The 18,929-nt window shown below is 65.6% G+C and carries 19 protein-coding genes; 7 read left to right on the forward strand and 12 right to left on the reverse strand.

What is annotated here, in order from left to right; genetic code table 11:
* Positions 1-2 precede the first annotated feature (2 nt).
* The 6 genes from A9973_RS21605 to A9973_RS21630 all read right to left on the reverse strand — a co-directional run bounded on the left by A9973_RS21605 (position 3) and on the right by A9973_RS21630 (position 5,897).
* Complete coding sequence (locus tag A9973_RS21605; protein WP_183015732.1) at positions 3-722, reverse strand: ABC transporter ATP-binding protein; 720 nt, start codon at positions 720-722, stop codon at positions 3-5.
* A complete protein-coding gene (locus tag A9973_RS21610; RefSeq protein WP_183015733.1) occupies positions 719-1,471 on the reverse strand; it encodes an ABC transporter ATP-binding protein in 753 nt (250 codons plus the stop codon). The genes A9973_RS21605 and A9973_RS21610 overlap by 4 nt, the downstream gene beginning before the upstream one ends.
* Complete coding sequence (locus A9973_RS21615; RefSeq protein ID WP_183015734.1) at positions 1,468-2,736, reverse strand: branched-chain amino acid ABC transporter permease; 1,269 nt, start codon at positions 2,734-2,736, stop codon at positions 1,468-1,470. The genes A9973_RS21610 and A9973_RS21615 overlap by 4 nt, the downstream gene beginning before the upstream one ends.
* On the reverse strand, positions 2,733-3,674 hold the full coding sequence (locus tag A9973_RS21620) for a branched-chain amino acid ABC transporter permease (RefSeq protein WP_183015735.1): 942 nt from the start codon (positions 3,672-3,674) through the stop codon (positions 2,733-2,735). The genes A9973_RS21615 and A9973_RS21620 overlap by 4 nt, the downstream gene beginning before the upstream one ends.
* A 134-nt stretch (positions 3,675-3,808) precedes the next feature.
* The gene (locus tag A9973_RS21625; protein ID WP_183015736.1) at positions 3,809-5,044 is read right to left on the reverse strand and encodes a branched-chain amino acid ABC transporter substrate-binding protein; all 1,236 of its coding nucleotides are present in this window, start codon (positions 5,042-5,044) and stop codon (positions 3,809-3,811) included.
* Positions 5,045-5,084: 40 nt separating this feature from the next.
* Positions 5,085-5,897, reverse strand: a complete 813-nt coding sequence (locus A9973_RS21630; protein WP_183015737.1) for a shikimate dehydrogenase — start codon at positions 5,895-5,897, stop codon at positions 5,085-5,087.
* A gap of 238 nt (positions 5,898-6,135) precedes the next feature.
* Between A9973_RS21630 and A9973_RS21635 the strand changes: the two genes are divergently transcribed.
* Positions 6,136-6,873 (forward strand): SDR family NAD(P)-dependent oxidoreductase, encoded by a 738-nt coding sequence (locus A9973_RS21635; protein WP_183015738.1) that lies wholly within the window; start codon positions 6,136-6,138, stop codon positions 6,871-6,873.
* A gap of 37 nt (positions 6,874-6,910) precedes the next feature.
* The gene (locus A9973_RS21640) at positions 6,911-7,657 is read left to right on the forward strand and encodes a FadR/GntR family transcriptional regulator (protein ID WP_183015739.1); all 747 of its coding nucleotides are present in this window, start codon (positions 6,911-6,913) and stop codon (positions 7,655-7,657) included.
* A gap of 21 nt (positions 7,658-7,678) precedes the next feature.
* Here A9973_RS21640 and A9973_RS21645 read toward each other — a convergent pair whose 3' ends face one another.
* The 6 genes from A9973_RS21645 to A9973_RS21670 form a co-directional block, all read right to left on the reverse strand.
* Positions 7,679-9,016, reverse strand: a complete 1,338-nt coding sequence (locus A9973_RS21645; RefSeq protein ID WP_183015740.1) for an NAD(P)H-dependent oxidoreductase — start codon at positions 9,014-9,016, stop codon at positions 7,679-7,681.
* Between the two features lie 81 nt (positions 9,017-9,097).
* Positions 9,098-9,658, reverse strand: coding sequence for a 5'-3'-deoxyribonucleotidase (locus A9973_RS21650; RefSeq protein WP_183015741.1), 561 nt, complete (start codon positions 9,656-9,658; stop codon positions 9,098-9,100).
* A 45-nt stretch (positions 9,659-9,703) separates the two neighbouring features.
* On the reverse strand, positions 9,704-10,234 hold the full coding sequence (gene thpR, locus A9973_RS21655) for an RNA 2',3'-cyclic phosphodiesterase (RefSeq protein WP_183015742.1): 531 nt from the start codon (positions 10,232-10,234) through the stop codon (positions 9,704-9,706).
* Positions 10,235-10,333: 99 nt separating this feature from the next.
* The gene (gene cheD, locus A9973_RS21660) at positions 10,334-11,080 is read right to left on the reverse strand and encodes a chemoreceptor glutamine deamidase CheD (RefSeq protein WP_183015743.1); all 747 of its coding nucleotides are present in this window, start codon (positions 11,078-11,080) and stop codon (positions 10,334-10,336) included.
* 368 nt (positions 11,081-11,448) lie between these two features.
* Positions 11,449-12,357 (reverse strand): ABC transporter permease, encoded by a 909-nt coding sequence (locus A9973_RS21665; RefSeq protein ID WP_183015744.1) that lies wholly within the window; start codon positions 12,355-12,357, stop codon positions 11,449-11,451.
* Entirely contained in the window at positions 12,354-13,115 is a 762-nt protein-coding gene (locus A9973_RS21670) for a cell division ATP-binding protein FtsE (protein WP_183015745.1), read from the reverse strand. Before A9973_RS21670 ends, A9973_RS21665 begins: the two co-directional genes overlap by 4 nt.
* 325 nt (positions 13,116-13,440) lie before the next feature.
* Between A9973_RS21670 and A9973_RS21675 the strand changes: the two genes are divergently transcribed.
* The 5 genes from A9973_RS21675 to A9973_RS21695 all read left to right on the forward strand — a co-directional run bounded on the left by A9973_RS21675 (position 13,441) and on the right by A9973_RS21695 (position 18,908).
* A complete protein-coding gene (locus tag A9973_RS21675; protein ID WP_183015746.1) occupies positions 13,441-14,457 on the forward strand; it encodes an amino acid ABC transporter substrate-binding protein in 1,017 nt (338 codons plus the stop codon).
* A gap of 129 nt (positions 14,458-14,586) precedes the next feature.
* Positions 14,587-15,777 carry an amino acid ABC transporter permease gene (locus A9973_RS21680; RefSeq protein ID WP_183015747.1) on the forward strand — a complete coding sequence of 397 codons (1,191 nt, stop codon included), beginning with the start codon at positions 14,587-14,589 and terminating at the stop codon, positions 15,775-15,777.
* A 1-nt stretch (position 15,778) separates the two neighbouring features.
* Positions 15,779-16,879: an amino acid ABC transporter permease gene (locus A9973_RS21685; RefSeq protein ID WP_183015748.1), complete on the forward strand. Its 1,101-nt coding sequence runs from the start codon at positions 15,779-15,781 to the stop codon at positions 16,877-16,879.
* Between the two features lie 60 nt (positions 16,880-16,939).
* Complete coding sequence (locus A9973_RS21690) at positions 16,940-17,680, forward strand: amino acid ABC transporter ATP-binding protein (protein WP_183015749.1); 741 nt, start codon at positions 16,940-16,942, stop codon at positions 17,678-17,680.
* A gap of 211 nt (positions 17,681-17,891) precedes the next feature.
* On the forward strand, positions 17,892-18,908 hold the full coding sequence (locus A9973_RS21695; protein WP_183015765.1) for a tripartite tricarboxylate transporter substrate binding protein: 1,017 nt from the start codon (positions 17,892-17,894) through the stop codon (positions 18,906-18,908).
* Positions 18,909-18,929: the final 21 nt, after the last annotated feature.

Raw genomic sequence — 18,929 nt, forward strand, 5'->3', positions numbered from 1 at the left:
GGTCAGACGGCCAGCCATTCCTGCACGACGTCCTGGCGCTCGTGCAGTTGCGCGGGCGGTCCTTCGAACACGATGCGGCCGTGGCCCATGACGCTGACGCGGGTCGACACCTTCAGCGCGATGGTCAGCTTCTGCTCTACCAGCACCACCGAGACGCCGCGTTTGTGGATGTCGCGGATCACGTCGGCGATCACTTCCACGATCTTCGGCGCCAACCCTTCGGTGGGCTCGTCGATCAGCATGACCTTGGGGTTGCCCAAGAGCGAACGGCACATGGTCAGCATCTGCTGTTCGCCGCCCGACAGGTTGCCGGCGCGGGTATTGCTGCGTTCCTTCAGGCGCGGGAAGTAGTCAAACATCTGCGCCACGGTCCAGAAGGGCGCGTCGTCGCGCTTGGGCTGTTCGCCCATGCGCAGGTTCTCGTCCACCGTCAGGTTGGCGAACACCTCCCGTTCTTCGGGCACGAAGCCCAGGCCGGCGCGGGCGATTTCGAACGGGCGCTTGTTGGTGATGTCGCGGCCTTCCATGGCGATGCGGCCGCCGGTCACATCCACCAGGCCCATGATGCTTTTCATGGTGGTGGAGCGGCCCGCGCCGTTGCGGCCCAGCAGGCTCACGACTTCACCGCGCCCGATGGACAGGTCGATGCCGTGCAGGATGTGGCTTTTGCCGTAGTGCGCGTGCACGCCTTGCAGGCTGAGCAGGGGGGATTGCGTGGTCATACCGTTTCCTCTCCCAGGTAGGCTTCGCGCACGCGGGCGTCGCCGCGGATCTCGGCAGGCGTGCCGGTGGCCAGAATTTCGCCGTACACCAGCACGCTGATGCGGTCGGCCAGCGAAAACACCACCTGCATGTCGTGCTCGACGATCAGCAGGGTGCAGTCGCGCGTTACTTCTTTGATGAGTTCGACCGTGTAGTCGACCTCGTGCTGCGACATGCCGGCCATCGGCTCGTCCAGCAGGATGACTTTCGGGCGCGAGGCCAGCGTCATGCCGATTTCCAGCGATCGCTGCTCGGAATAGTTCAGGTCGCCGGCGGCCGTGCCTTGCTTGGCCGTCAGGCGCACTTTTTCCAACAGGCGGTCCACGTCTTCGTTGACGGCGCGGTAGCGCGCGATGGGTCGCCAGAAGTTGTAGACCAGCCCGTGCATGCGCAGCACCGCCAGGCGCAGGTTCTCGCGCACGGACAGGCGCGGGAACACGTTGGTGATCTGGAACGAGCGCGCCAGCCCCAAGCGGTTGATGGCTTCGGGCGCCAGGCCGCCGATGGAGCGCGCGCGCAGGCTGATGTCGCCCGAGGTGGGCGCGAATGAGCCCGACATCAGGTGGAACAGGGTGGATTTGCCGGCGCCGTTGGGGCCGATGACCGCGTGCCGTTCGCCGGCGTCGATCGCCAGGTTCACGCCGCGGATGATCTGCGCTTCGCCGAAGGACTTGCGCACCTCGGTCAGGGTCAGGATGTCGTGGCTCATTTTGCGGGCTCCAGCACAGGGGCGGCGGCGCCGTCGTCGCACCACAGGGCCAGCGCCCAGCGGCAGGCCGCCAGGCCCACGGCGAACAGCGCCAACGGGATCAGCCAGGTGGACAGCGCAAGCGGCGCCCACGCGTGGCCGAAGAGCGGGATGGACGGCCAGCCGGCCTCGGGGTTCATGGCCAGCAGCGAACGGTAGTCGCGGGCGAACATGCGTTGCAGCAGCTCGACCGAGAAGACGGTGGCGGCGGTCAGCAGCAGGCCGCCCGCCACCGACAACGCGGCGCGCGGCAGCCAGTTGGCCAGCCCGCGCTCGCGCAGCGATTTGGCGGCGCGTTGCACCAGGCCGACCAGGCCATCCGGCACGAACAGCATCACCAGTACGAACAGGATGCCCTGATACAACAGCCACGACCGGGTGATGTCGGCCAGCGTCTGCGACAGGAAGGTCAGGATGGACGCGCCCAGCACCGGTCCCAGGAAGGCGTTGACGCCGCCGATGTAGGCGAATAGCACTGCATCGGTGGACAGCTTCACCTCGAACAGCACGTAGTTTCCGGCCTCGATGTTCAAGGCCTGCAGCCCGCCCGCGATGCCGGCGAACATGGCCGACAGCGCGAACACCATGGTCTTCAGCGCATGCGGACGGTAGCCCAGGTAGCGCAGCCGGTTGGCGTTTTCGCGCAGGCCCAGCGTCAGCCGGCCCAGCGGCGTGCGGGTCAGGCCGTACAAGGCGGCCAGCGAGATCAGCACCCAGGCCAGCACGAGGAAGTACACCTCGATGTCGGATCCGAAGGTGAAGCCCCAGGCCGGCATGCGCATGGCCGACACGCCGGCTTCGCCGCCGAACACGCCTTTCAGGTGCGGCGCCAGGGCGTGCAGCAGTTCCGCCAGCGCCAGCGTGATCATCGAAAAGTACACGCCGGAACGCATGGTGGCGAACCAGCCGGCGACCAGTCCGAACAGCAGGCCGGCCACGCCGCCCGCCAGCGGCATCAGGGGCGTAGGCAGCAGGCCTGCGCCGCCCAGCGCGTTCATCGCGTGGATAGTGGCGAAAGTGCCCACGCCGAAGTACGCGGCATGGCCGAAGGACAGCATGCCGCCCTGGCCCGCCAGCAGGTTGAAGGCGCAGGCGAAGAGCGCGGCGATCAGCATCTGCACCGCCGCCACCAGCTGGCCCGGAGGCAGCAGCCAGGGCAGCGCGCACAGCGTGCCGACGCAAACGATCAGCAGCAGGGCGCCCGAGGCGATTCGAGTCTGGCTCATGCCTGCTCTCCCTTCAGGCCGGACGGCTTGACCAGCAGCACCACCAGCATCAGCAGGAAGGGCAGGGTGGCCGCCAGGCTGGAAATCTTCACCGTCATCAGGCCGCCCACGCTTTCCGCCCACTCGCCCGCGCCGAACAGGCCGAACAACGACGCCAGGCTGGCGTCGATGCCGACCGAGAACGAGCTGATCAGGCCGATCAGCAGCGAGGCGATCATCGCGCCTTCAAGCGACCCCAGGCCGCCGACGACGACCACCACGAACACCAGCACGCCCAGCTCCAGCGCCATGTTGGGGTTTGTCGTGTAGAAGGCCCCGGCCACGGCACCCGCCAAGCCCGCCATCGCCGCGCCCACGCCGAACACGCTCATGAAGACCAGCGGCACATTGTGGCCCAGCGCTTCGGCCATGCGCGGCCGGTAGATGGCCGACCGCACCACGATGCCGACGCGGGTGCGCGACAGCAGCAGGTAGATCACGGCGAACATCGCCAGAGACACGCCGCCCATCAACAGGCGGTAGAACGGGTAGTCCGCATCGAACACGCGGAACGCCGCGAAGTTCAGGAATGGCGGCACGCGGTAGTCCACGGGGAAGTCGCCGTAGAACAGCTTGATCAGTTCGGCCACGATGAAGGCCAGGCCGAACGTCACCAACAGTTCCTGCGCGTGGCCGAACTTGTGGACGCGGCGCAGGAAGAAGCGCTCGACGCCCATGCCCAGCACGCCCGCGATGATCGTGGCCAGCACCAGCGCCGTCCAGAAGCCCGTGACGGGCGTCAGCGTGTAGGCGGCGTACGCGCCGATCATGTAGAACGAGGCGTGCGCGAAGTTCAGCACGCCCATCATTCCGAAAATCAAAGTCAGGCCTGCCGACACCATGAATAGCAGCAGGCCGTAAATCACGCCGTTCAACAGCGAGACGGTAAAGAATTCCATGTCCGCTCCATAATCCTTGCGCGGGGACGCCAGGCCCCCGCGAGCGATCGCGCACTTTTTTCCGGCCCGCGCCGGGGTGCGCTTTTTTTTGCAGGCGATCGAGGGGACGCGTCGCGCGTCCCCTCAGGCCGCCATCAATCCGGCCGTTGCATCTTGCACGTCGCCTGCACCGGCGCCGACACGTCGGCCGCCGCCAGCACCTTCACCGGCTCGAAGCCCATGTCGGTGCCGTCGGCCTTGTACTTGGCGTTCTTGCCCACCTTGGACACGACCATCGGCAACTGCACCTGATGGTCTTCGGCGCGCATCGTGTAGGTGCCCAGCGACGAGGTGTAGGTGACCTTTTCCAGGGCCTTTGCCAGCGCGGGCACGGACAGCTTGCCGTCCTGCGGCGGCACCTGCTTCAACGCTTCGCCCAGGAAGCGCACGCCGATGACGGTCTGCGGTTCCGTGTAGCTGGGGTAGTGGCCGGTCTTGGCCTTGTAGTCTTCGGCGAACTTGGCGCCTTCATCGCCCGCGGCTTCGATGTTGTACGGGTGGGCGATGTAATGGCCCAGCGCCACTTCCCCGGCGTTGGCCAGGTTGCCCACCTGGTCCAGGAACACGGTGGCGAAGCGCACCTTCAAGCCGGCGGCCTGCGTGGCTTTCATCAGCAGCAGCAGGTCGTTGGACCAGTTGCCGGTGATGACGGTGTCGGGCGAAGCCGCGCGGATGCGCGCGACGTAGGGCGCGAAGTCCTGGATCTTGTTGACTTCGTGCAGCGTCTTGCCCACCACCTCATAGCCGTACTGCTTGGCGAAGCGCTCGGTCGCGCCTTCCATGTCCTGGCCCCAGGAATAGTTCTGGTTGATGGCGTACACGCGCTTGCCCAGCGTGCCGTCGGCCGACATCACCGAGGCCAGCGACTTCACGCGCAGGTCGGCATTGGTGGTGAAGCGGAAGTGGTAGAAGTGGCACTTCTGGCCCGTCAATTCCAGCGCTTCGCCGCCTACGTTCAGGAAGACGACTTCCTTGCCCGGGTTGCGCAGGTTGTGCTTGCGCACGTCTTCGGTCAACTGACCCGAGATCGCGGAGGACGAGCCCTGCACCAGGACCTGCACGCCTTCGGCCGCGGCGGCGCGGAAGCGGTCGGAGGCGCCCACGGGGCCGCCCTGGTTGTCGAATTCGACCAGCTCAAGCGGCTGGCCGTTCCAGCCGCCGGCGGCGTTGATGCGGTCCAGCTCGTATTTGACCGCGGCGCGGAACATCAGGCCGGTCGAGGCCTGCGGGCCCGACAGCGTTTCGATCAGGCCGATCTTGACGGGTGCGGCGTGCGCCGATGCGGCTATGCCGGCCAGGCACAGCAGGCCGGTGGTGAAAGCCAATTTCATGCGTGTCTCCTCCGTGGGACGGGAGTGGTAATTCCGTGAATCAAGCAAGCGCGCTTTGTTGCGGCTCTTCTACGCCCAGAAAGCGGGCAATTTCGGTGAGTTGTCCTTCCAGCATGTACAGGCCGGGATGCGTGCGGCAGCCGTGCGCGGCCGCGGCGCGCAGCAGCGGGGTGTCGACGCGGCTCATCACGGCGTCGGCCACGACGGCGCCGGGGGCCAGGCCGAGCACGGGGAAGGGCAGGGGATCGGTGTCTTGCAGGCCCAGCGAGGTCGCGTTGACGGCGATGTCGCAGGCTTCGGGCGCGGGGCCGGCGACGCGGATGTCCAGGCCGGGGTATTGACGCGCCAGGTGGGCGGCGAAGGCGTGCGCCTTGTCGGCCGACCGGTTGTACAGGCGCAGGCTGGCGGGGCCGGCATCGGCCAGGGCACAGGCGATGGCCTTGCCCGCGCCGCCCAGGCCGGCCAGATAGACGTGGCGCCCGGCGGGGTCATGGCCCTGGCCGCGCAGGCCGGCCACGAAACCCAGCCCGTCGAAGTTGCCGCCCGTCAGCACGCCGTCTTGCAGGCGCACGGCGTTGACCGCGCCGATCAGCTGGGCCGCCGGGGTCAGGGCGTCGCACAGGGCGGCGGCTTGTTCCTTGTGGGGCACCGTCACGACGATGCCGCCCAGGTTGGCCAGGCCGCGCAGGCCGGTGAACAGGCCGGGCAGCGCGTCGGCGGACACATGGAAAGGGACCATGACGGCGTCGATCGCGCGTTCACGCAGCAGGGCGTTCAGCCGCTGGGGCGTCTTGACGTGCGCAATCGGGTCGGCCGCGATCGCGAATACGGTAGTGCTGCCGGTGATTTCCACCTGGTTGTCCCCTGCCTGTCATGCGGCCTGCGGCCATGTTTTTCCGACGCTTCTTGCCTGAAAGCGCGACTTGATTTACGCTTTCGGAATAAGTTGTCAGGCAACTTTATTAAGTTGTCCGATAAATCATAGGGCATGCGTTTTTCTCGTGTCAAGCAGCGGATTCAGGAGTTCAATCCAGGAAGCCGCTGCCGCGTGAAAGGCCGCGGGCCCGCCCATAGAGAGCTTTGGAGACAGGATGATTTCGTTCGAAGGACAGGTGGCCGTCATCACCGGCGCAGGCAACGGCATTGGTTTGGCGACGGCGCGGCTGATGGCCGCCCACGGCGCCCGGCTGGTGCTGACCGATATCGACAACACGCGCCTGGAGGCGATCGCGGCCGAGCTGGATCCCAGCGGCCAGCGGGTCTACACGCACGCGCTGGACGTGTCCGTGTCGCATGATTGCGAGCGGGTGTTCGAGTCCGCGGCCAAGCAGTTCGGCGGGCTGGACCATCTGGTCCACTGCGCCGGCATCTACCCGGAACAGCTGGTCAAGGACACCAGCGACGAAGCCTGGCGCACGCTGATGCGCGTGAACCTGGACGGCACGTTCTACGTGTGCCGCGCGGCCCAGCGCCATCTGCGCCATAACGGGTCGATCGTGTTGCTGACGTCGCTGGCCGCCCAGCGCGGCAGTTACGCGCACGCCGCCTATTCGGCGTCCAAGGGCGCCGTGCAGAGCTTCACGCGCAGCCTGGCGCTGGAATTAGCGCCGCAGATCCGCGTGAACGCGGTGGCGCCCGGCATCATCGCGACGTCCATGACGCATGACCTGATCGGCCAGAAGGGCGCGCAGCTGCTGGAAAGCACGCCCTTGCGCCGCTTCGGCACGGCCGAGGAAATCGCCGGGTCGATCGCGTTCCTGTGTTCGCCGCTGGCGGGCTTCGTGACCGGCGAAGTCATGCAGGTCAACGGCGGCATCTATATCGCTTAAAGTGCAGGACGCCGCCATCACGATCCGACGACTTTCCATGCAGCCCACACCAGAACAGGACCCGCCGCGCGCCGCGCCCAAGAGTTCGCTTTCCGCGGCCTTGGGCGACGCGCTGGCCGAGCAGATACGCCAGGGGGTGCTGGCCCCCGGCGACCGCCTGCCCACCGAAAAGCAGCTGACCGAAACCTATTCCGTCAGCCGCGCGGTCGTGCGCGAAGCGTTGGCCCGCCTGAAGTCGGAAGGGCTGATCACATCGCAGCAGGGCAGCGGCGTGTTCGTCGATCCGAATTTCCAGCGCAACGCGTTCCGCATCGCCGCACCCACGCCGGGCGACAGCCAGGACCTGGAACACATCCTCGAACTGATGCTGTCCATCGAAGTCACCGCCGCGCGCTACGCGGCGCAGCGCCGCACCGAGCAAGACTTGAAGAAGATCCGCCAGGCGCTGGTGGGCATGGAATATGCGCTGATCAACGACAAGCTGGGCGACGAAGAGGACTACCAGTTCCATCAGGCCATCGTGCAGGCCACGCATAACCCGCACCTGGTCGCGTTGAACGACTATCTGGAAGCCAATGTGCGCCGGGTGATCCGCAGCGCCCGCCACAACACGGCAAGCCGGTACGCCGAGCGCATGGCCGCCGTGCAAAGCGAACACCAGGTCATCTTCGCCGCGATCGAAGGGGCCGACCCGGACGCCGCCGGACGTGCGGCCGAGCAGCACCTGCGCAACGCCGCCGACCGCTTGCGCCTGTTCCAGGCCGAACGCCCCGCGCCGGTCTAGGCGGGCGGGGCGCGGGCAGGCCTACGCGAAGGTCTGTTCCATCTCGCGGCGGAATTGCACCGCCGTCGAGCTCTCGTCGTACTCCACGTCGCGCCAGCGTATCGCCTGCGACTGGCGCACCGGGTGCTTCAGTTTGACCTGATGCGACAGGCCCAGCGGCAGATAGCCTTCTTCGACCGAGTCCCGTGCAGGCATCAGCCGGCCGTACACCGTATAGCCCCCTTCGCCGTCCAGCAACTGGCCGGCTTGCAGGTCGCGCTTGGCGGTGGCCACCACGTCGCCATGCCAGCCGGCGGGCGCGCCCGTGGGTTCGCGCCGCAGGCCGACGCTGGCCACGCTGATGCCGAGTTCAAGCCCGATCAGGTGATAGGGCTTGTACATGGCGGTGTAGTTGCCGCTGGGGTCCGTGACCAGCCCATATTCCTGGAAGCAGCGCCGCACGTAATCGCTGTCGGCGGCCAGCGTCACGTAGACGCCCCAGCGCAGGTCGCGGAACACCGGGCGGCCGTCGCGTTCCAGGGACGAGATCACCTCCACCTGCCCGCGATGGTGCAGGATGCCGCCGTCTTCGCGTGGCCGCAGCACGCGCGCCAGGTCGTCCACGCCGCACGGCGGGAAATGCAGGCCCGACGGCGACGGCAGCAGGCCGGTGGCGTTGGACACCGCCGCCATTTCGATGGCGCTCTTCGTGCCGTCCAGGAAGCTGTTGAACATCTGCGCGTTGAAGTCGCCGGCCGCCACCATTTCGGCGGTGAAGCCGTAGTAGGGCCAGACCGTGTCCGGGGTGGACGTGTGGAATTCCGGCAGGTACTTCGTGCCCTTGCCCGCGGCCATCACTTCAAAGCCGGCGGCACGCGCCCAGTCCACCATTTCGCAGATCAGCGCCGGCTGGTCGCCGTAGGCCAGCGAATACACGATGCCCGCCTCGCGCGCGCGGCGCGCCAGCAGCGGGCCGGCCAGCGCGTCGGCTTCGACGTTGACCATGATGATGTGCTTGCCGTGCTCGCAGCAGGCCAGCACGTGGCCGATGCCGGCCGCGGCCTGTCCGGTCGCGTCGATGACGATGTCGACGTCGGGGCTGGCGATGATGGCGTAGGGGTCGTCGCTGAAATAGACCTTGCCGTTCTTCAGCGCGTCATTGGTGCTGGCGGCGTTCAGTGCGCTGGCCGGCCAGCCCACGCGGGTCAGCGCGGCGCGGGCGCGGGCGGGCGCCAGGTCCGCCACCGCCACCAGCCGCATCCCCGGCGTGCGGGGGGCCTGGCTCATGAACATCGCGCCGAACTTTCCGGCGCCCAGCAATGCAACTCGCAAAGGCTTGTGGTCGGCTTCTCGCTGCTTGAGCAGGCGGTGCAGATTCATGGTGCGGGCTCCTCCGGGGTGGGGGTACAGCCAACACAGAATAGTCCTAAATCATGACCGCTGAACAGGACCGGCCCGGACTCATTCGTCTGCCGTATAGAGCTCGCCCGCCAGCACATTGCGCCAGTTCGCCCAGGTGATGCGGGGGCGGTCGGCAACCTGCCGGTTGTAGGGCGCGTCGAACAGGATGTGCTTCCAGCGCGGCTTGACCGCGCCTTCGATCAGCGGCTTGTCGTCGATCAGCAGATGGCCGTGCACCAGGGTCTTGTCCTTGGTCAGGATCAGCCGGTTGGTGGCCTCGCGCCCCAGGTGTTTTTCGACCCACAGGTATTTTTCCGCCACGCAGTTCTCGAACTGCGACAGCGGCGACGTGCAGATCCGCACGTCCATCCCCAAGGCCAGCAGTTCGCGCACGGCCTCCAGCGCGCCCGGTACGGGCGGCAGGTTGCGGATGAATCCCGGGGCGGTGTAGATGGCCTCGGCCATGCCGCGCAATTCCGGGGCGTAGTCCTGACGGATGTAGAACGATTTCCGGTCTTCGAATTCGACCGGTGCGATGTCTGGATGGCGGGCGCGCCAGGCGTCGATGAACGCGTGTTCGAAATCGGCCAGCACGCCGTCTTGGTCCAGCAGGATGATCATGATGATCCCGGGTCGTTGCAACCGGGTGATTGTGCCAGAGCGGGGCTATCTGCCGCCGGGCCGAGACTGCGCGACGATGCGGTAGCGGCTGCCGCCCGTGAGCGATTCGGACGCCACCAGCACCATGCGGTCATAGCGCCAGGAAAGCGGCGCCGGCGTGGCGTCGGGCGGCTCGGGATGTTCGATATTGCGCAGCAAGGTCACGTGCGGGCGGAAGGGTTGGGGCGGGGCGGCCAGGCCGAAGCCGGTCAGCCATTGCCACAGCCCGTCGTGCGCCGCCTGCAAACCGGCGGGCGTCTGGCGCGGGCCGGCCCAGAGGATGCGCTGGCGGCTGAAGACGCCGTAGTGGTTCAGGGCCATCTCGCCCGCAGCCAGCCGGTGTTCCGGCGTGGCGGCGGCCAGCGTGTCAGCCAATTGCGCGTCGACCGGCCCCAGGAAGGCCAGAGTCAGGTGCAGCGTCTCGGTGCGCATGACGCGTCCGCCCGTCGTCAGCCGGGCCTGTTCCGCCCAGCCGGCCAGCGACGCGGCAAGCGGGGGCGACGGCCACAGGGCGAAGAAGAGGCGAACGGTGGACATGCGCCGATTGTAGGCGCGGCGCGCCCTACGCGATCCACCGCATCTCGGACGGCGAGGTCGCCAGTTCCGCCAGTTTCGGGTTCTGAAGGGCGCCGCGCGTCAGCCGTCGGTGGTTTCCGATTTGCGCAGGCGGCTCAGCGCGGTGTCGAAGCGTTCGACGCCAGGGCGGGCCGGCCGGTCGAAACGCTCGACGCCAGGGCGCGCGGGCTTGTCGAAACGCTCCACGCCGGGACGGGTGAAGCGTTCGACGCGCGGCGGGCTTTGCGTCTTGGCCTGCACGCTCTGGGCCGCCGCCTGCTCGCGCTTGGCGATGATCTCTTCGGCGCGCTGGTGATGCGGCGCCATCTTGCGCACCATCACGCGGCCATCGCGCGGGAAATAGTTGATGCGGCGGGCGTGCACGTCGCCCAGGTCCTGCGCCTTGACCGGGATGCCTTCGGTCCTCAGGTAGTTCAGGACGAATTCGCCGTTGCGTTCGCCGATGTTCATCTGCTGCATGGCGCTCAGCACCGCGCCGCCGCCGAACACCTTGGCTTCCAGGCGGTCGCGCACGGCGCCCGCCTTCAGCAGTTCGTTGATCAGCACTTCCATGGCGAAGGCGCCATAGCGCATCGTGGCGGATGCGGGGGACTGCATGTCGCCTTCCGGCAACATGAAATGGTTCATGCCGCCCACGCCCTTCACCGGATCGTGGATACAAGCGGCGACACACGACCCGAGTACGGTCGAGATCATCAGGTCTTCGTCGGTGACGTAGTACTCGTTGGGAAGTACTTTCACCGCCTGACACTGGAACGCGCTATCGAAATAGTGGCGCGTTGCACGGGCTTCAAGACGGGCGACCATGGGACTTAAGGGGCAAGGACAGCGATTGGGACACGAAGGACGGCGCTCGGTAAAACAATGAATGTTGCAAAAAGTGTATAAAAATGTCGCTTTATTCTTGCATACCCCAGCAAACAATGGGAGAAATGCTTGTAACCGTGACGATGTAATACGTCCCTGATTTTTATCGTGCTTTGTCGCTTTTTCCTTTCCTGGCAGGACGCCAGGGTGGTTGGGCAAGCGCCCGCAGGCGTTTGCGGGCGTCCACTCAAACGGCTTGCAACCATCGTACCCGGGCGGTTTGCGCGCCTTTCTTCGGATCACGGGGAGGATCGGGCTTTATACGTGGCTTTAGGGGGGGGCGACTACCCGGCAACAGCCGGGCAGCGTCAGAAGCGCGTGCTGCGCGTGACCGACCAGCGCGCCGACAGCGCGCCCAGGGCGGCCGAGGCGGCCACGGCCGCGATCAGCACCGAAGCGCCGGGCAGATGCAGGGCGAATTCGGCGCCATAGCTGCGCGCCAGGCTCAGCAGGGCGTCATTCAGCGGCGACAGCGCGATGGCCGCCACGCCGATGGCCAGCAACGAGGCCACGGCGCCCGACAGCGCGCCCAGATACAGGAAGGGCCGGCGCACGAAGGACTCGGTCGCGCCCACCAGGCGGGCCACACCGATTTCCTCGCGCTGCGACAACGCCTGCATGCGCACGGTGTTGAACACGGTGGCCAGCACCACGACCGCCACGCAGGCGGCCAGGAAACCCAGGCCGATGCGGGCGAACCGCAAGATGGCTTCCAGCCGCTGCACCCAGGCGCTGTCCAGCTGCACCAGGTCCACGTGGTTCCATTGTTTCCACGCGCCGGCCAACTTGTCGGCACGTCCGGCCAGGTTGTCGCCGTCGGCCAGCGTCACGACCACGGCGTCCGGCAGCGGGTTGCCCGGCAGCACGGCCAGCGCCTGCTGCCAGGCCGGATTGGCGCGCAGATCAGCCAGCGCGGCGTCGCGTCCCACGACCCGCACCGCGCGCACGTCTTGCGAATAGTCGTCCTTGATGCGTTTGGCCACGTCGGCGGCAGCCCCGGCGGGGGCGTCCACGCGCATGAACACCGTGACTTCGGGGGTGACGGACATCTCGCGCGCCACCGGCTGGACCGATACCAGGATGGCGCTGCCCAACAGCGGCAGGGCCAGGGCCAGCGACATGACCAGCAGGTTGGCCAGCGACGAGAACGGCTGCTTGGCCAGGCGGCGCAAGGTGACCATGAGCGCATAGCGGTGTTGCCGCAACCAGGCGTTCATGCCGATTCTCCCGGGTGTCCGAACCCAGGTTCGGCGCGGCTGCCGCCTGCGCGGGCAGGGGCAGCCTGCGCCTGCCCGGCGTCGGGCGGGGGGGCCGTGCCGTTGGAATCGGCGAACTTGCCCGGATCGATGCGCAAGGTGCGGCTGGCGTAGCGCGCCATGAGGTCCTGGTCGTGCGAGGCGATCAGCGTCGTGACGCCGACGCGGTTGAAGTCGCGGAACACGTTCATGATGCGTTGCGCGTTGTCGTGGTCGAGGTTGGCGGTGGGCTCGTCGGCGATCAGGATGGCGGGCCGGTTCACGATGGCCCGCGCGATCGCCAGGCGCTGCTGCTCGCCACCTGACAGTTCGATGGGGTTCATGTCTTCCTTGCCCGACAGGCCCACCTTGTCCAGCGCGGCGCGGGCGCGCGAGGCCGCCGAATCCCAGGGGTGCCCCTGGACGGCCAGCGGCAGCATTACATTTTCGAACGCGCTTCGATCGAACAGCAGGTGGGTGTCTTGCAAGATGACGCCGACCGCGCGGCGCAGGTACGGCCGGGCGCGGGATGGCAGCTTGTCCAGCCGTTGGCCGTTGACCTGGATGGACCCGCGGCTGGCGGGCTCCAGCCCGCCGATCAGCTTGAGCAGCGTGGACTTACCGGCGCCGGACGGCCCCGATACGAAAACGAATTCTCCCGCGCTGACGCGGAAGTTGATGTCGGCCAGAATATTGCGGCCGCGACCATATGATTTGAATACGTGTTGGAATTCGATCATGGCGGCTGTCAGATGAAGCCGCAATAGTAACTCGGGGACAGTAAGGTGGCCTAAGCCTGTCGGCGGCCGGGCTGTGAAAAAGCGTATCCATGTGACCAATTGGTCACGTTTTGCCCAGAACGAAATGAATGCGTCTCAGGGCAAATCCCAGGCGCTAAAACACGTCCCCGTTTTCGTTCGAAAACATCGTTTGATTTCGCCAGTGTCCCTATATTTCAAGGGAATTCCCGGATGCGCCGCGTGCTGCGCGGACGCTACCATCCGCCCCATGCGTCGGCCCAACCCGGCCCGCGTACGGCTCGATTTATCCCACACGGAGATCACGATGAAAGTACTGAAACTCGCTGCTATTGGCGCGGCACTGTTCGCTGCATCCGCGGCTGCCAATGCGGGCGCGACCTTCGATAACGTCAAGAAGAAAGGGTTTGTCCAATGCGGGGTTTCGACCGGCATTCCGGGTTTCTCGATCGCCGACAGCAAGGGTGAATACAAGGGTATCGACGTGGACCTGTGCCGCGCCATCGCCTCGACCATGTTCGGCGACGCTACCAAGGTCAAGTTCACCCCGCTGAACACGCAGCAACGCTTCACCGCGCTGCAGTCCGGCGAAATCGACGTGCTGACCCGCAACACCACCGTGACGCTGACCCGCGACACGACGCTGGGCCTGATTGGCGTGGGCGTGAACTACTACGACTCGCAAGGCGTCATGGTCTCGAAGGACCTGAACGTCAAGAGCGCCAAGGAACTGAACGGCGCCACCATCTGCGTGCAGCCGGGCACCACCACCGAACTGAACCTGGCTGACTGGTTCCGTGGCCAGAAGATCGAATTCAAGCCTGTCGTGATCGACAAGTACGACGAAATCATCCGCGCCTTCTCGGCTGGCCGCTGCGACGCCTTCACGACCGACAAGTCGCAGCTGGCGTCCACCCGCACCACGCTCGAGAATCCGGACAAGTTCGTCATCCTGCCGGAAGACTTCTCCAAGGAGCCGCTGGGTCCCATGGTCCGCCAGGGCGACGAGCAATGGTTCAACGTGGTCCGCTGGTCGCTGAACGCCATGCTGGAAGCCGAGGAATACGGCATCACCAAGGCGAACGTCGAAGAAATGGCCAAGAGCCCCAACCCCAACATTCAGCGCATCCTGGGCGTGACCCCGGGCATGGGCAAGAACCTGGGCGTGGACGACAAGTGGGCATTCAACATCATCAAGAACGTGGGCAACTACGGTGAAAGCTTCGAAAACACGCTGGGCAAGAACAGCGCGATGAAGCTGGAGCGTGGGTTGAACGCGTCGTACAAGCAAGGCGGTTTGATGTACGGCTGGCCGGTGCGTTAACACACGGCTGCCTGGCAAAACGGAGCCTCGGGCTCCGTTTTGCCTACCCCGCCATAGAGCGGGCGGCAGGAGTGGGGGGCGTGGCCTTGCCGGCGTTGCCACCCGGTGTACGACTTCTGTAGATTCAACATGACGACTTCCAATAAAAACGCCCCGATTTCGGCGCCCCGCCGGCGGCTGAACTGGAACGACCCGGGCGTGCGCTCCGTGGTCTACCAGGTGCTAGCGCTGGCAGCGGTCGCCTGGGCCGTGTGGTTCCTGGTTTCGAACACGCTTCACAACCTGTCCGTGCGCAACATCGCCACGGGCTTCGGGTTCCTGAGCCGTGAAGCCGGGTTCGCGATCGGCGAAACGGCCATCGCCTACACCCCCGCAAACGATTACGGCCGGGCCATCCTGGTCGGCTTGCTCAACACGCTGCGCGTGGCCGTCATCGGCATCGTGCTGGCCACCATCCTCGGCACCCTGATCGGTATCGGCCGCCTGTCCAAGAACTGGCTGGTGGCGAAGATTACGTCGGTGTATGTCGAGGTGATGCGCAACGTGCCGCTCCTGCTGCAGTTGTTCTTCTGGTACGCGCTGATCACGGAAAACATGCCCGGTCCGCGCCAGGCGCACAACCCGTTGCCAGGCGTCTTCATCTCCAACCGCGGCCTGAAAGTGCCCGGGCTGGAAGGCAATTCGCTGGACTGGATGCTGGCCGGGCTGGGACTGGCCATCGTCGCCATCATCTTCCTGGGCCACTACGGCAGGAAGCGCCATGAGGCCACCGGCCACATGTTCCCGCTGGGCCGCTGGGCCATCGGCCTGTTGATCGGTCTGCCGGTCATCGGCTGGCTCGTCAGTGGCGCGTCGCTGACGCTGGACATGCCGGAACTCAAGGGCTTCAACTTCTCGGGCGGCCTGACGCTGTCGCCGGAATTCGCCGCGTTGCTGGCGGGTCTGGTGATCTACACGTCGGCGTTCATCGCCGAAGTGGTGCGTTCGGGCATCCAGGCCGTGAACAACGGCCAGTGGGAAGCCGCCGGTTCGCTAGGCCTGCGCCGCAAGCAGGTGCTGCGCCTGGTCATCCTGCCGCAGGCGCTGCGCGTGATCATCCCCCCGATGACCAGCCAGTACCTGAACCTGACGAAGAACAGCTCGCTGGCGGTCGCCATCGGCTATCCGGACATCGTGTCGGTGGTCAACACCACGCTGAACCAGACGGGCCAGGCGATCGAGGGCATCCTCATCATCATGGGCGCGTACCTCACGGTCAGCCTGTCGATCTCGATATTCATGAACTGGTACAACAAGCGCATCGCGCTGGTGGAGCGTTGAGATGAGCAGCACTACGCATACCCCCAGCGAAGGCCTGCCGCCGCCCAGCACGCATGTGGGCGCATGGCCGTGGGTCAAATCCCGCCTGTTCTCGTCGCCGCTGAACATCCTCATCACGGTACTGCTTGCGTGGTTCCTGCTGATGGCAGTGCCGGCGCTGGTCGAATGGGCGTTCATCAAAGCCAACTTCGACGCGACGAGCGCGCAGGAATGCCGGGCTTCCGGCGGCGCCTGCTGGGCGTTCATCATCGAGAAGCACCGGCTGATCCTGTTCGGCACCTATCCGTTCGACGAGCAATGGCGTCCGCTGATCGCCACCGTCATCCTGGTGGCGGTGATCGTCTGCAGCGGCATCCGCCGTTTCTGGAACTGGAAGCTGGCCGTCATCTGGACCGTAGGCCTGACGGCCGTGGCGCTCCTGATGTGGGGCGGCGTGTTCGGCCTGACCTACGTGGAAAACGCGCGCTGGGGCGGCCTGCCCCTGACGCTGATCCTGTCCACGTTCGGCATCGCCTTCGCGTTCCCCATCGGCGTGCTGCTGGCCTTGGGCCGGCGCTCGAAGATGCCCGCCATCAAGGCGCTGTGCGTCGTGTATATCGAGCTGATCCGCGGCGTGCCGCTGATCAGCCTGCTGTTCATGTCGTCGGTGATGCTGCCGTTGTTCCTGCCGGAAGGCTTCTCGATCGACAAGCTCCTGCGCGCGCAGATCGCCATCATCATGTTCGCCGCGGCCTACATCGCGGAAACGGTGCGCGGCGGTTTGCAGGCCATCCCGAAGGGGCAGTACGAAGGCGCGGATTCGCTGGGCCTGAACTACTGGCAGCAGATGCGCAAGATCATCCTGCCCCAGGCGCTGAAGATCGTGATCCCGCCGCTGGTCAGCATTTTCATCGCGCTGTTCAAGGACACGTCGCTGGTGGTGATCATCGGGATCTTCGACCTGACCTTGGCGGCCAAGGCGGCCTTGTCCGACGCGGCATGGCGCGGATTCGGCGTAGAGGCGTATCTCTTCATCTCGCTGATCTACTTCGTGTTCTGCTTTTCCATGTCCAAGTACAGTCAGGCGCTTGAAAAACGTCTTGCGACTGATCACAAACGCTAGCCAATGCCGCGCGTCCGCCGCAAGGCGGGCGCGCACAGCGATATTTACGGGAGTACAGGCATGTCGGATGCCATTATTCGTTTGCAGGACGTGAACAAGTGGTATGGCCAGTTCCACGTGTTGCGCAACATCAACCTGGACGTGGCGCAAGGCGAGCGCATCGTGGTGTGCGGCCCTTCGGGGTCGGGCAAGTCCACGATGATCCGCTGCATCAACCGTCTGGAAGAGCACCAGAAAGGCCACATCATCGTGGACGGCACGGAGCTCACCAACGACCTGAAGCACATCGAGACGATCCGCAAGGACGTCGGCATGGTGTTCCAGCACTTCAACCTGTTCCCACATCTGACGGTGCTCGAGAACCTGACGCTGGGCCCCATGTGGGTGCTGAAGAAGCCGCGCGCGGAAGCCGAGGCGACGGCGATGAAGTACCTGGAGCGCGTGCGCATTCCGGAACAGGCCAAGAAATTTCCGGGCCAGTTGTCCGGCGGCCAGCAGCAGCGCGTGGCGATCGCGCGTTCGCTGTGCATGAGCCCCAAGATCATGCTGTTCGATGAGCCGACGTCCGCGCTGGACCCGGAAATGGTCAAGGAAGTGCTGGACGTGATGGTCAGCCTGGCCCAGGAAAGCGGCATGACGATGATTTGCGTGACCCACGAAATGGGTTTCGCGCGCAAAGTCGCCAACCGCGTGATCTTCATGGACCGCGGCGAGATCATCGAGCAGAACAGCCCGGACGAGTTCTTCGACAACCCGCAGAACGAACGGACCAAGCTGTTCCTGAGCCAGATCCTGCACTGATCCCGGGAACGGGTCGATTCAAGCACCCCAAGCGTTGGATGCAGATCCGGCGCTTGGGGTGTTTTTCATGCAGGGGCCGGCGCCGCAGGGGTGAATCAGGCGGAATCGCGTGAAATCCGGCTGAATATCAGGCGTATCCCTTTGTTACGCCTGTCCGCTCCCTGCGGTATGCTACTGACCGCTATTGATCCGGAGTGAGGAGAACAACATGATGACGAAAACCCCCCGTAGCGCCATGCGCCGCACCTTGCTGCAGGGCGCCGTGGCGCTGGCTGCGACCTTGCCGTTCGGCGCGCCCGCGCTGGCGCAGGCTACTGATTTCCCGACGAAGCCGATCCGCTTCGTCGTGCCTTACCCGCCCGGCGGCCCGCTGGACACCATGGCCCGCATGCTGGCCGAGAAGGTGCGCGGTTCGCTCGGCCAGGCCGTGATCGTGGAAAACCGGTCGGGTGCCGGCGGCAATATCGGCGCCGACCTGGTGGCCAAGGCTCCGGCCGACGGCTACACGCTGGTGATGGGCGCGGTGGCCACGCACGCGATCAATCCCTGGCTGTTCGCCAATCTGCCGTATGACCCGGTGAAGGATTTCGCCCCGGTCACGATCGTGGCGTCGGTGCCGAACGTGCTGGTGATGAACGTGGAGTTCGCCGAGCGCAACAAGATCAAGACGCTGGCCGACCTGATCGAGTACGCGAAGAAGAACCCGGGCAAGCTGAACTACGGTTCGGGCGGCAACGGCAGCGCGGGCCATTTGTCGGGCGAGCTGCTGAAGGCGCGCGCGGGCATCAATGTCGAACACATTCCCTACCAGGGCGCGGCGCCGGCGCAGTTGGCGCTGTTGTCGGGCCAGTCGGATTTCATGTTCGACAATCTGGCGGCGTCCGCGCCGTTGATCAAGGACGGCAAGGTGCGCGCGCTGGCCGTGACCACGGCGAAGCGCTCGTCGCTGCTGGCGGATGTGCCGACGGTCGAAGAGTCGGGGATCAAGGGGTTCGACCTTGGAACCTGGTTCGGGGTGTTCACCACCGGCGGCACGCCGGCGCCTGTCGTGGCGAAGCTGAACAAGGCGTATTCGGAAGCGATGCAGCAGCCGGATGTGAAGCAGCGTCTCTTGACCATGGGGTCGGAGGCGGCGCCGATGACGTCTGAGGCGTTTGCTGAGTTTGTGAAGGGCGAGAAGGCGAAGTATCAGGAGATCGTTAAGATTTCTGGTGCTAGTTTGAATTGATTTTGTTTGATTGATGTACGG

This window comes from Achromobacter sp. UMC46 (assembly GCF_014170335.1).
GTDB lineage: Bacteria > Pseudomonadota > Gammaproteobacteria > Burkholderiales > Burkholderiaceae_B > Achromobacter.